Here is a 13,219-nt window from a genome sequence, read left to right on the forward strand (position 1 = left end):
AAGAATCTCCTGTTATTCAGCTACGATAGCTAAAGCATCATTTACGAGCTGAGCTTGTTGTTTTGCGTGCAAATATGGTGAACCACAAGCCGGTGCAGCAGAAGCTTCACGACCTGCATAACTAATACGAACTTGTTTGCCCGCTTTCATCACGTCGTCATACAGACGCGGAGCGATGAATAACCATGCACCTTGGTTCTTCGGTTCTTCTTGAGCCCAAACCAATTCTTTAACATTTGGATATTGTGCAAGAACTTCAGCAAGACGTGTTTCTGGGTACGGATACAATTGTTCAATACGAACGATTGCTGTGTTGTTCAATTCTTTTTCACGACGTTTTTCAAGTAAGTCGTAGTAAACCTTACCACCACAAAGCACTAGACGAGTTACGTCTGACTTGTTGATGTTGTCGATTTCGTCGATCACAGTTTGGAATGAACCATTTGCAAGTTCTTCTAATGTAGAAGTTGCAAGTTTGTGACGAAGAAGAGACTTCGGTGAAGTCACGATCATTGGTTTACGGATTGGACGAAGTGCTTGACGACGCATCGCATGGTAAATCTGCGCTGGTGTAGTCGGTGTGATCACTTGCATGTTTTCTTCAGCACATAGCTGTAAGAAACGCTCTAAACGAGCTGATGAATGCTCAGGACCTTGACCTTCAAAGCCATGTGGAAGAAGCATAGTCAGACCGCATACACGTTCCCACTTAGTTTCGCCAGACGCGATGAACTGATCGATTACAACCTGTGCACAGTTTGCGAAGTCACCAAATTGCGCTTCCCAAATGACAAGGCTCTTCGGAAGAGTCGTTGCATAACCGTATTCGAATGCAAGAACCGCCATTTCTGACAATAATGAGTCATAGATAGCTGTACGTGGTTGGTTTTCTTTCAAGTTACATAATGGAATGTAAGTTGAACCATCTACTTGGTTATGAAGTTTTGCATGACGGTGTGAGAATGTACCACGACCAACGTCTTCACCTGTTAAACGAACAAGGAAACCTTCATCTAGAAGAGACGCGTAAGCTAATGTTTCAGCAGCACCCCAGTTCAATGGCATTTCACCAGTCTGCATTTTCAGACGGTCATCAATCACTTTAGCAACCTGACGTTGCATCACGAAGCCTTCTGGAAGCTCGCGCATTTTCGCACCAAGCTCTTTTAGACGTTCGATTGGGAAAGTGGTATCCCATTTATCTGTGTATTCGTGGCCTAAGTAAGGTTTCCAGTCCACAAACATTTTTGTGTTTGGCTCAAGTACCAACGCATTTGCAACGTGTTTACCTGCTTCAAGGTCAGAACGATACTGTTCAACCATTGCATCAGCAGAAGCACGATCAAGAACACCTTCTTGTACAAGCTTGTCAGCATAAAGCGTACGTGTAGTCGCTTTTTTATTGATGATTTGATACATCATTGGCTGAGTTGCAGCTGGCTCGTCGGCTTCGTTATGACCACGACGACGGTAGCAGAACATATCGATTACAACGTCTTTACGGAATGTATGACGAAAATCGTGTGCCAATTGAGAAACAAATAATACAGATTCAGGATCATCACCGTTCACATGGAAGATCGGTGCTTGGATCATTTTCGCGATGTCAGTACAGTATTCTGTAGAACGCGCATCACGTGGGTCAGACGTTGTGAAACCAACTTGGTTGTTCACGACGATATGAACTGTACCACCCACGGTATAACCGCGAGTTTGTGACATTTGGAAGGTTTCTTGGTTTACACCTTGACCTGCAAATGCAGCATCACCGTGAACGATGATTGGTAATACATCATCACCACCGATATCTTTACGACGTACTTGACGTGCGCGTACAGAACCTTCAACTACAGGTCCAACGATTTCTAAGTGTGATGGGTTAAACGCTAATGCCAAGTGAACTTCGCCACCCGGAGTCATAACGTTTGAAGAGAAACCTTGGTGGTATTTAACGTCACCAGAGCCTTTTTTATGAAGTGCTTTACCTTCGAACTCACCAAATAGGTCAGCTGGGTTTTTACCCATGATGTTTACAAGAAGGTTTAAACGGCCACGGTGAGGCATACCGATAACCACTTCTTTACAACCTACTGAACCCGCGCGTTGAATAAGTTCATTCACCATAGGAATGAAAGATTCACCACCTTCAACACCGAAACGTTTCGCACCAACGAATTTGTTACCAAGGTATTTTTCTAGGCCTTCAGCTGCAGTTAGACGTTCAAGGACGTGTTTCTTTTGGTCTGCAGTGTAGCCGAATTGACCACGAGTACCTTCAAGGCGTTGTTGAATCCAACGTTTTTCTTTGGTATCAACAATGTGCATGTATTCAACACCAATCGAAGCAGTATAAGTTGCTTCCATTGCTTGAACCATTTCACCAAGAGTTGCTTCAGATTTACCGATTGCAAGGTTACCTGTATTAAATACAGTGTCTAAGTCAGACTGAGTTAAACCGTGCGCAGCAAGATCTAGATCAGGTACGATTTCACGTTTTGCAAGACCTAGTGGATCTAATTTTGCGTTTTGATGACCACGGTTACGGTATGCAGCGATCAACTGTAATACACCGATTTGACGGCGTTCATGCTCAGAACTTACTGCACTTTGCACTACTGGCTGAACACGGCTTGAATTACGGCCTAATAATAGGAATTGCTCACGTACATTGCTGTGTGGTTGATCACCTTTCGGGAATTTATCGAAGTATTCACGCCAATCAGCCTCTACTGAGTCTGGAGCCGTTAGATACTGCTCATAAAGTTCTTCAATATACGCTGCACTGTCAGCGCTAAGTTCAGTGTCAAGACGCAGTGCGTCAGCAACTTCTTGCATTTGTGGACCCATTTCCTATTGCAAAACATTTCAGGATGCTTTTTAAGCGAACCCATGATTAGTAATGTCAAATTGGTAATATGACATTAGTCCCCATTAGGCTTAAGCCTTGAGGCGTTATCACTACATTAGGATTACCCAATGTGATTAATGAACAATAACGCCCTCAGCGGCATCATTACTCATTGAGAAATACCCGACATAAATCGGGCAATTTTTGCAAATCGTCTTAGAAAAAATAAAATTTGCACCATTATCTTTTCTAAAGCGACTTTATTAACATTTATATACCGTCTACAGCGCTTAAATTGTAGAAAAAATGTACCTAATTCAAAGTCATTTTTTACATATAGTGATACTTTAAATGCTAACACGTTCGAGCATTTTCAATTGATTTTTTTGACACATACCTCTCATAAATTAGCGAAATACACTGTTTGTATTTTCATCTATGATATGGTGCTACATATAAAATGATCTTTCAATTAAGACAAAAGTCTACGTTCGATTTTTACCTCATCTCATATACAAAAACAAAAGAGAGCTGACATTCCTATCCTCTCTCTTTTTACTACGTTACATAATAACATCTTCTAATCCTTTTGACAGACTTGAACGAGCGTTTCATCAATAAATAACCATTTATCTATCACTTTATACTTTTAATTCACTACGTTTCTATGAAATCCATTTATAGCACTCTGCAATGACAGCGAATAACTTTCACTATCATCATTTTTATATATGACAAAAAAAGCGCACCCAATGGTGCGCTTTTTTTTACTGCTAAATCTATTAACCAAGATCTAAAAGCATATTACGGATGTGACCGATTGCTTTAGTTGGGTTAAGACCCTTAGGACATACAGATACACAGTTCATGATACCTTTACAACGGAACAATGAGAATGGGTCGTCAAGACGAGCCAAACGCTCTTGAGTTGCTGTATCACGAGAGTCAATGATGAAGCGATATGCGTTCAACAATGCTGAAGGACCCAAGAACTTGTCTGGGTTCCACCAGAATGATGGACATGAAGTTGAACAACATGCACAAAGAATACATTCGTACAAACCATCTAAATGTTCACGCTCTTCAGGAGACTGCAAACGCTCTTTAGGAGGCGCAGGCTGATTGTTGATTAGGAACGGATGGATTTTGTTGTACTGATCGTAGAACTGATTCATATCTACAACCAAGTCTTTAATAACTGGAAGACCTGGAAGTGGACGAATTGTAATCACTTCTGGTAAGTCGTTTAGGTTCCAAAGACACGCTAAACCATTTTTACCATTGATGTTTACACCATCAGAACCACAAATACCTTCACGACATGAACGACGGAATGTTAATGATTCGTCTTGTACTTTTAATGCTAGAAGCGCATCAAGCAACATACGGTGCTTGTCAGTCAACTCTAGTTTAAAAGTTTGCATGTACGGAGCTGCATCCTTATCAGGATCGTAGCGGTAGATATTAAATGTACGAGTACCTCTACTCATCTTACTTCTCCCAATTAGAATGTACGTGGTTTAGGTGGAATAGCATCTACAGATAAAGGCTTGTAACGTACTGGTTTGTACTCAAGACGGTTATCTACAGAGAACCATAAAGTGTGTTTCATCCACTCATCATCACGACGGCCGTATGGGTAGTCAGCATGATCAGGTGGTAATTCGAAATCTACCACTGTATGCGCACCACGACATTCTTTACGTGCAGCTGCAGAAATTAATGTCGCTTTTGCAACTTCATACAAGTTTTCAACTTCTAGAGCTTCAACACGTGCTGTGTTAAATACTTTAGATTTGTCTTTCAAATGAATGTTGCGTACACGTGGTTCGATCGCAAGAATCTGTTTCACACCTTCTTCAAGTAGTGCAGATGTACGGAATACACCAGCGTGGTCTTGAACGATGTCACGGATTGCATCTGCAACTTCTTGAGCATTTTCACCAGAAGTAGATTCATCAAGATGACGAACACGATTCAAAGTGTTTTCAAGTACAGTTGTAGGTAATGGAGCGTATTCATCACCGTGGTGTTTAGTTACGTAGTCAACAATATGTTCACCAGCAGCTTTACCAAATACAACCAAGTCAAGCAATGAGTTTGTACCTAGACGGTTTGCACCATGTACAGATACACATGAACATTCACCGATTGCATAAAAACCTTTCACTGGTTTAGTGAAATCACGGTCGCCCGCGTTGTGTGAGTACACATCAGTTTCTTTGTTGTAGTTCGCAACCAAAGCTTCAGTTTCACGAGAAACAGGAACAACCACTTGACCATGAATGTTTGTAGGAATACCACCCATTTGGTAATGGATTGTAGGTACTACAGGAATTGGCTCTTTAGTGATGTCAACGTTCGCGAATTTCTTACCAATCTCGAATACAGATGGAAGACGTTTCATGATTGTTTCAGCACCAAGATGCGTCATATCAAGCAAGATGTAGTCTTTCTTAGGACCACAGCCACGGCCTTCTTTAATTTCTTGGTCCATAGAGCGTGAAACGAAGTCACGAGGTGCCAAGTCTTTAAGTGTCGGAGCATAACGCTCCATGAACGGCTCACCAGCATCGTTACGAAGGATCGCACCTTCACCACGACAACCTTCTGTCAACAATACGCCTGCGCCCGCAACACCTGTTGGGTGGAATTGCCAGAATTCCATATCTTGTAATGGAATACCTGCACGAGCTGCCATACCAAGACCGTCACCAGTGTTGATATAAGCGTTAGTAGATGCACGGTAAACACGACCAGCACCACCAGTAGCGAACAATGTTGCTTTACCTTGGAATACTGCAATTTTACCCGTTTCTTGGTCAATTGCTGTCACACCAAGCACATCACCCTCTTCGTTACGGATCAAATCAAGTGCGATCCATTCTACGAAGAATTGAGTACCCATTTTCACGTTGCTTTGATAAAGCGTGTGAAGAAGTGCGTGACCTGTACGGTCGGCAGCAGCACATGCACGTGGAACTGGTTTTTCACCATAGTTCGCAGCATGACCACCAAACGGACGTTGGTAAATTGTACCGTCAGCGTTACGATCAAATGGCATACCTAGGTGTTCAAGTTCATATACAACTTGCGGCGCTTCACGAGTCATGAACTCAATTGCGTCTTGGTCACCTAACCAGTCAGAACCTTTAACTGTGTCGTAGAAGTGGTAGTGCCAGTTATCTTCTTGCATGTTACCAAGAGATGCACCAATACCACCCTGCGCTGCAACAGTGTGTGAACGAGTTGGGAATACTTTAGTCAGTACAGCAACTTTCAAACCAGCTTGAGCAAGTTGGTAAGAAGCACGCATACCTGAACCACCACCACCAACGATGACTGCATCGAAAGTTTGGTGTGGAATATTTGTGTAATCTTCTTTAGGGGTTATAGCGCCCATGATATCTTCCTATCAATTTGCCCAAAAAATCTGGATCGCCCAGATCGCGTATGCAAATACTGCAACAATCACTGCAGAAGTCAGCACTAAACGCAGACCGTTTGCTGAAGGACCCATTTGACGAGTAGTCACATAGTCAGTGAATACTTGCCACATACCAATCCAAGCATGCGCAACAAGAGATAAGACAGACAATAAAGATAAAATCTTCATTGGTGTTGTCATCATAAAGCCATACCATTGCTCAAAAGTGAATCCGCTATTGCAAAGGATCCAGCCCAGTACAACAATAGTATAAACAGCCAATACAACGGCACTTACACGTTGGATAAACCAATCGCGTGAACCTGATCCTGTTAAACCTGTAGCACTTTTCATTAGAGAACAATCCATACAAATGCTGCAACAATACCGATTGCAGACAAGATCAATGAAATAGTAGCTGCGATACGACCACTTTGAAGTTCTTCAGCAACGCCAAGATCTGCAAATAGATGCTTGATACCACCGATAAGGTGATAAATTAAGCCGGCTACAAATACCCATACGACAAAACGCACAATAAAGCTGTCAAACACAGCCTGAACTTGCGCAAAACCTTCAGGTGAAGATAGAGATTTGTCTAAAATCCAAAGAAGGACCGGTACGAGTAAAAATACGATAACACCTGATAGACGGTGTAAAATTGATGCAATAGCCACAGGGGATTTTAAGTTTACTTCTAAAACTTGACCCATGGACAAATTGACAGGTCTGTTGCTTTTCACAGCGGGCATCCTGTAAGTAAAAACTCCATCCGGAGTTTGTTGGAATTAATTCGTAGGAAAGCTAGCATAGTCAGACATTACAATATAATAAACTCTGCAGCTGTCTGATCTTATAAACGACAGGGAATTATAAAACGTGAACTTTCAAAACACAAACGAAGACAATTAGGAATTTTGCAAAATATCCTTAAATAAGAATCATTAACAATAACTTTTCTAAAAACAAATACCTTATTTATCTAAGAAAATCAGACTATCTTGTTGGTTTTAATCAGTTAAATGTAAATTTCATTTATTGTTTTTGTGTGTATATGGTGATTTAAACTTTTAGACTAAAGATGAACAAATCTAAATCTTTCTTTTCCCACTACATTTTAAAATCTTCCAGCACATTCGCCAAGCCTTAATCATAAAAATAAATGTGCATCATTTTCTCAAATGATAAAACTCAAAGATCATGAAACGAAATAAGTACTTAGTCTGTGCATAAAAATCTCAGCAACAGCAAATCCGTTCAATAAAACACCATTATTTCCCATTCCAATGACAAAAATGATCATTTATTAGGCTGTTTAAGGCGTTTAATTAACTATTTTTTAACCAAACGAACTTTTTTTTAAGGGCGATTAAGTCGTTTTAATTATGAATAAGAAAACAGCAATTTAGAGCCACAGATGTGTGTAAGTTACGAAAATTATAATAATTTAATGAAATAGCGGTCTTGTAATTCATATTTGTTTCAGAGTTTTTAAGAATTAAAAATTGCTTACAATTAAGGCAATAGGCTTTTTTTAATCTGCACCTCCCCTGCAATTTGACTTATTATACTGCGTCGGCACTGTGATTTTACTCATTTTTTAAGCGGATGAATTGTGCTTCATTTCAATCAATGATCCTCAATTTATATCCATAAGTATAATTGACAAAATTTCAGTTCCCTCTAATCTTAGAGCAAATTTTTGATCCGTCTGATTCTCGCATTAAAAGATTAGTACTGAGTCAGATAAAACATTCACCAGGACAGGAGATCTATTGAATGTCTGAAGCAACTGGCAAAAAAGCCGTTTTACAGCTTGATGGCAAAGAAATTGACTTACCAATTTACAGTGGCACTCTAGGCCCAGATGTAATTGACGTTAAAGATGTGTTGGCCGCAGGTCACTTTACTTTTGATCCTGGTTTTGTCTCAACGGCTGCTTGTGAATCTAAAATCACTTTCATTGACGGCGGTAAAGGTGTTCTTCTACACCGTGGTTACCCAATCGACCAGCTTGCTACTAAAGCAGACTACTTAGAAACTTGCTACCTTCTTTTGAACGGCGAGCTTCCTACTGCTGAACAAAAACAAGAATTCGATGCTAAAGTTCGTAACCACACTATGGTTCACGATCAAGTTGGCCGTTTCTTCAATGGTTTCCGTCGTGACGCTCACCCTATGGCGATCATGTGTGGTGTTGTTGGTGCGCTTTCTGCGTTCTATCACAACGGTTTCGATGTTGAAAACATTGACCACCGCGAAATCACTGCTATTCGCTTAATCGCTAAAGTTCCTACTTTAGCTGCTTGGACTTACAAATATACTGTAGGCCAACCATTCGTTTACCCACGTAACGACTTAAGCTACGCAGAAAACTTCTTGTACATGATGTTTGCTACTCCTGCAGACCGTGATTACAAAGTTGACCCTATTCTTGCTAAAGCAATGGACCGTATCTTCACGCTTCATGCTGACCACGAACAAAACGCGTCTACTTCTACAGTACGTCTTGCTGGTTCTACTGGCGCTAACCCATACGCATGTATCGCTGCGGGTATCGCGGCTCTATGGGGACCTGCTCATGGCGGCGCGAACGAAGCTGTTCTTAAGATGCTTGATGAAATCGGCGCTGTAGAAAACGTTGCTCCGTTCATGGAAAAAGTGAAAACTAAAGAAGTTAAACTTATGGGCTTCGGTCACCGAGTTTACAAAAACTTCGATCCACGTGCGAAAGTAATGAAAGAGACTTGTGACGAAGTGTTAACTGCACTTGGTATCAACGATCCACAACTTGCTTTGGCTATGGAACTTGAACGTATTGCGCTTTCTGACGAATACTTCATCAAACGTAACCTATACCCTAACGTAGACTTCTACTCAGGTATCATCCTTAAAGCGATTGGTATCCCAACAGAAATGTTTACTGTAATCTTCGCTCTTGCACGTACTGTTGGTTGGATCAGCCACTGGTTAGAAATGCACAGCGCACCTTACAAAATCGGTCGTCCTCGTCAGCTTTACACTGGCGAAACTCAACGCGATATCCAAGGTCGTTAATTCGAAAGAATTGTGCGAATCTAAAAACCGTCCCTTTGGGGCGGTTTTTTTATGCAGCTAGATATATTTTGCACTTTAAAACAGACCCATCTGACTGAATTTTCCTGCTCAATCATTAGATAAAACGATGCCTCACAAGTTATAAAGTATGCTGTTTATTGCTGAATGTATTTTAAATCGCCATTTTCTAGAAAATCTCACACTGCTTCATCAGATATCGTCATAAAAAAGCCTAATTCCACGTAGAAATTAGGCTGTAAACAAAAGGTTTAAATATTGATGATGCTTTATTTTAGCTTATTAAGTTAAGTAACTTTTATTAAGCAATATTCTCTAGGCAACAGTCTCATAGTTTGCCAAGTCCACCTGTTTAAGACGCTGCTTTAACTGTTTCAGTGACCACGGCCAAGCTGCAAAATTGCGCCCATTGGCATCTAAGTAATAACTCTTACAACCGCCACTATTAAAGACCGTAGTCTGTAAATGCGTCTGTACTTTTGCATTGTGATAGGCCAATACATTTGGCTTAATTTCAAGCCGTTGTATCTTCTCTTGTTTCATTTTTACCAAAGCATCAACGATATACCCAACCTGTGCTTCTGCAATCCCAATAAATGAGTCATAAACCAAAATATTTGGCCCAAGCACCAAGAAGGCATTAGGTACTTGCGCGATACTGGTACCCAAAAACGCTTCAGGAGAACTGTTTTTCCAAAGTTCTGACAATAACTCCCCTTTGGCATTTTTTACACGCTGCCCAATCGGCGGATGAGAAACTTCAAAACCTGTGCCCCAAATAATGACATCGACTTCATGACGTTCACCATTCGCAGCAATAACAGTATTACCTTCTATTTCAACTAAACCATGTGGTACAAGTTCGACATTGGCTTGCTGCAAAGCAGGATAATAGTTATTGGCAAATAAAAGACGCTTACAACCAATAGAAAAGTTTGGTGTAACTTTTTCACGTAATTCAGCATCTTGAATTTGTGTTTTCAACAACTGACGACCCAAATAATTCACAGGCTCTAGTAGTGAAGGATTACGCAGCCCTAAATTAATACCATTTAATATACCGGCCACACTTTTGCGCCAAGTTTCTTGTACAGTTGGAAAGCGGGTAATGATGCCTTTCGCACGGTCATTCAGTGGCAAATCTGCTTTTGGCAATACCCATGGTGCGGTCCGTTGAAACACCACCACATTTTTGGCAATAGGTTGAATCTGAGGAATAAACTGAATCGCAGATGCCCCCGTACCAATCACCGCAATACGTTTATCTTTTAAGTCATAGGCATGGTTCCATCGCGCAGAATGGAACATTTCACCTTCAAAGCTTTCAATACCTTTAATTTTTGGAATTTGCGGTTCAGTAATCGGCCCAGTGGAAAAGATCACTGTTCTTGCCGCATACTTACCTTTACTGGTCTCCAATTGCCATTGCTTTAATTGCTCATTCCATTCCGCTGCAATTAATTCACAATTGAACTGAATGTTGCGATACAGCGCATGCTGCTCCGCAACACCTTCTAAATAGTTCAGAATCTCAGGTTGCTTGGCAAATAAATGACTCCATTTATGACTCGGTGCAAATGAAAAAGAATATAAAGCCGAAGGGACATCACATCCACAACCTGGATAGGTGTTGTCGCGCCATGTTCCTCCCACGCGATTGGCTTTTTCTAAAACCACATAATCGGTATAACCCCGTTCATTCATTTGATGAGCAGCAGCTAAACCTGATATCCCCGCACCAATCACAATGGTATCGTAGACACGCACTTGATTTTCTACGCTTGGTTTTTCTAGGCTAGGCTCTGACTCTGATTGATCTTGTACTGCTTTTTTTGCTTTGGCAGAAGACGTTACAGTACGACGTGCATTAGTTTGCGTTGTTGCCTTTTTTAGTTTGAGTTTTCTCTTGATCTAATGCTTTTATATCTTCGTCATGTAATTGTGTCGGCATATTCATGCTTTTGCTCCCGACTTTTTAATATAGTTGTTAAATAAGGGATAACCCACCCCCAATAAACGGGTATAGGTTTGCGGGGATAAACGCTTTAACCACCAAAACAATTTGGCATCAGGTTGCGGAATGGTATACAACTTCCCTGCATCTAAATTATTCAATGTCAAATTGGCTACATCATGGCTCGTCGTAAATGCATGATTCATCAGCAATTGATCGGCCAAGCCTGAATATCGATTGGGCAAGCGTCCATTTTTCATAATATTGGTCGGCACCAAGGTTGGGCACAGTACATTCACACGGATATTTGCCGATCGCAGCTCTGCCGATAAAGTTTCAGACAATGCCAGCACACTCGACTTCGTCACGTTATATGCTGTCATTTCTGGTGCAGCAGTATATGCCGCCGCAGAAGCAACATTAATAATCGCGCCGCCTTGCTTATTTTGTTTTAGCTTGGGTACAAAATAATGGCAGCCATGTACCACACCCCACAAATTGACATGCATACACCACTGCCAGTCGTCTAAACTCAGTTCATCAAATTTACCACCCAGCCCGACGCCTGCATTGTTGATCACCAAGGTCACAGCATGTCCCATCAACTGCTCAGCTTGCTGTGACAGTGCTTTAACTTCTTCAGCTTTACCTACATCACACTGCACTGCATATGCGTTTGATGAGGTCATGGATTGAATTTGATCCACCGTTTCTTGCGCTGCCTCTAAATGAATATCGGCACAGACCACTGTCCCACCACGACGTGCCAACTCCAAAGCAAAGCTTCGTCCAATACCACTGCCTGCACCGGTGACCACCGCATAGGCGTTTTCACTTGGCTTGTTCTTTTTTCCAAATAGACCCATGGTTTTGTCCTTTTATCGTTTTAATGCTGGTGTAAATTCTTTGACAAAATATGGTGTCAACACACCATCAACAGGGTTCAGCAGGCGCTTTTTGTAATATTCAAGAAATGCAGAAGTGTCATGGTCATTCGGGTGAAAACTTGGTCGTAGATAGTCAAAAATATGCCCGAGGCTGCTGCCATAAACACCATCTTTTAAACCGAAAATCAGTTGAAAACTGCGCGGAACATCCTTCCAGTAACTTAGGCTAATCAAGTTCGATGGCTTTCTGTAGAAAGGGACAATCGATGCACCAATTGAAATCAAACCCAAAATGGTAATTAATGCAGGGAAAAAGCCAGCAATACGTAAAGCATAATTACCTGATAATTCTTGATAAACATCATAGGCAATGTCTTTGTGTTCAGACTCTTCCAACATATGCCACATCCAAATAGCGCGCTGCTTTTCATCTATTGAATTAAAAAAGATTTCTTCATGATTCATCATGTATTCCGCAAGCACTGCGGTGAAATGCTCAATTGCTGCCATTAAAGCATTGGCTGTGGCATACGTTCAAAACCATAGGCAAAGACGTAGTGTTCTAACTTTCTAAAAAATTGCACAGGCAGATTTCTTGCGCGATATGCTTCATTCATTTCTTCATGCATACGTGAATGAATGGCCTCTTGCCCAATCAACGACGTGACACGTTGTCTTAATACAGGATCTTGAATAAAGTCGCGATGATATCGAGCAGTATCAATCACCAAATCTTCGCCACGGGTTAAGAAAATAGACAATGACGCAAAATAGGCACTGGCCAATTCTGCATTCATATAAAATTTTGGATCAATTTTTTCTGGTTCGAAATCAAATTTCATATGACGAATAGGAACAACGGCAGACTGTTTTGTTGGGTTAAAGACAGGGCCTGCAAATACGCGTGCTAAAGTTTTTTTTATCGGTTGAAAAGCGCTCATGATTTTGCTCTCAATTTGGGTGTTTCCCCTTCATTGACTTCATGTCGATTGAAGGAAAAACACATAGATTGAGGATCAAATTAAGTG

General features: G+C 41.1%; 8 protein-coding genes and 1 pseudogene. 1 reads left to right on the plus strand and 8 read right to left on the minus strand.

Annotation, left to right across the window (positions count from 1 at the left end):
- Positions 1-12: 12 nt before the first annotated feature.
- The 5 genes from FTU79_RS05380 to sdhC form a co-directional block, all read right to left on the minus strand.
- Positions 13-2,835, minus strand: coding sequence for a 2-oxoglutarate dehydrogenase E1 component (locus tag FTU79_RS05380; RefSeq protein WP_180049151.1), 2,823 nt, complete (start codon positions 2,833-2,835; stop codon positions 13-15).
- 795 nt (positions 2,836-3,630) lie between these two features.
- Positions 3,631-4,338, minus strand: a complete 708-nt coding sequence (locus FTU79_RS05385) for a succinate dehydrogenase iron-sulfur subunit (protein ID WP_078189905.1) — start codon at positions 4,336-4,338, stop codon at positions 3,631-3,633.
- A 14-nt stretch (positions 4,339-4,352) separates the two neighbouring features.
- On the minus strand, positions 4,353-6,251 hold the full coding sequence (locus tag FTU79_RS05390) for an FAD-binding protein (protein ID WP_180049126.1): 1,899 nt from the start codon (positions 6,249-6,251) through the stop codon (positions 4,353-4,355).
- Between the two features lie 12 nt (positions 6,252-6,263).
- Complete coding sequence (gene sdhD, locus FTU79_RS05395; RefSeq protein WP_078189907.1) at positions 6,264-6,629, minus strand: succinate dehydrogenase, hydrophobic membrane anchor protein; 366 nt, start codon at positions 6,627-6,629, stop codon at positions 6,264-6,266.
- Positions 6,629-7,027: a succinate dehydrogenase, cytochrome b556 subunit gene (gene sdhC / locus FTU79_RS05400; RefSeq protein ID WP_078189908.1), complete on the minus strand. Its 399-nt coding sequence runs from the start codon at positions 7,025-7,027 to the stop codon at positions 6,629-6,631. Before sdhC ends, sdhD begins: the two co-directional genes overlap by 1 nt.
- Before the next feature lie 1,027 nt (positions 7,028-8,054).
- On the opposite strand from sdhC, the gene gltA reads away from it, so the two are divergent.
- On the plus strand, positions 8,055-9,332 hold the full coding sequence (gene gltA, locus FTU79_RS05405) for a citrate synthase (protein WP_180049128.1): 1,278 nt from the start codon (positions 8,055-8,057) through the stop codon (positions 9,330-9,332).
- Between the two features lie 333 nt (positions 9,333-9,665).
- On the opposite strand, the gene FTU79_RS05410 is transcribed toward gltA, so the two are convergent.
- The 3 genes and pseudogenes from FTU79_RS05410 to FTU79_RS05420 form a co-directional block, all read right to left on the minus strand.
- Complete coding sequence (locus FTU79_RS05410; RefSeq protein WP_373685646.1) at positions 9,666-11,117, minus strand: flavin-containing monooxygenase; 1,452 nt, start codon at positions 11,115-11,117, stop codon at positions 9,666-9,668.
- Positions 11,118-11,303: 186 nt separating this feature from the next.
- The gene (locus FTU79_RS05415; RefSeq protein WP_180049131.1) at positions 11,304-12,170 is read right to left on the minus strand and encodes an SDR family NAD(P)-dependent oxidoreductase; all 867 of its coding nucleotides are present in this window, start codon (positions 12,168-12,170) and stop codon (positions 11,304-11,306) included.
- A gap of 12 nt (positions 12,171-12,182) precedes the next feature.
- Positions 12,183-13,132, minus strand: a pseudogene (locus FTU79_RS05420) (metal-dependent hydrolase).
- Between the last annotated feature and the right edge of the window lie 87 nt (positions 13,133-13,219).

This window comes from Acinetobacter sp. YH12144 (genome assembly GCF_013418345.1).
GTDB lineage: Bacteria > Pseudomonadota > Gammaproteobacteria > Pseudomonadales > Moraxellaceae > Acinetobacter > Acinetobacter amyesii.

Excerpts from the sequence above, each read along its gene's own strand:
- FTU79_RS05380 (WP_180049151.1), bottom strand. The coding sequence starts at position 2,835 with ATGCAAGAAGTTGCTGACGCACTGCGTCTTGACACTGAACTTAGCGCT.
- FTU79_RS05385 (WP_078189905.1), bottom strand. The coding sequence starts at position 4,338 with ATGAGTAGAGGTACTCGTACATTTAATATCTACCGCTACGATCCTGAT.
- FTU79_RS05390 (WP_180049126.1), bottom strand. The coding sequence starts at position 6,251 with ATGGGCGCTATAACCCCTAAAGAAGATTACACAAATATTCCACACCAA.
- sdhD (WP_078189907.1), bottom strand. The coding sequence starts at position 6,629 with ATGAAAAGTGCTACAGGTTTAACAGGATCAGGTTCACGCGATTGGTTT.
- sdhC (WP_078189908.1), bottom strand. The coding sequence starts at position 7,027 with ATGCCCGCTGTGAAAAGCAACAGACCTGTCAATTTGTCCATGGGTCAA.
- gltA (WP_180049128.1), top strand. The coding sequence starts at position 8,055 with ATGTCTGAAGCAACTGGCAAAAAAGCCGTTTTACAGCTTGATGGCAAA.
- FTU79_RS05415 (WP_180049131.1), bottom strand. The coding sequence starts at position 12,170 with ATGGGTCTATTTGGAAAAAAGAACAAGCCAAGTGAAAACGCCTATGCG.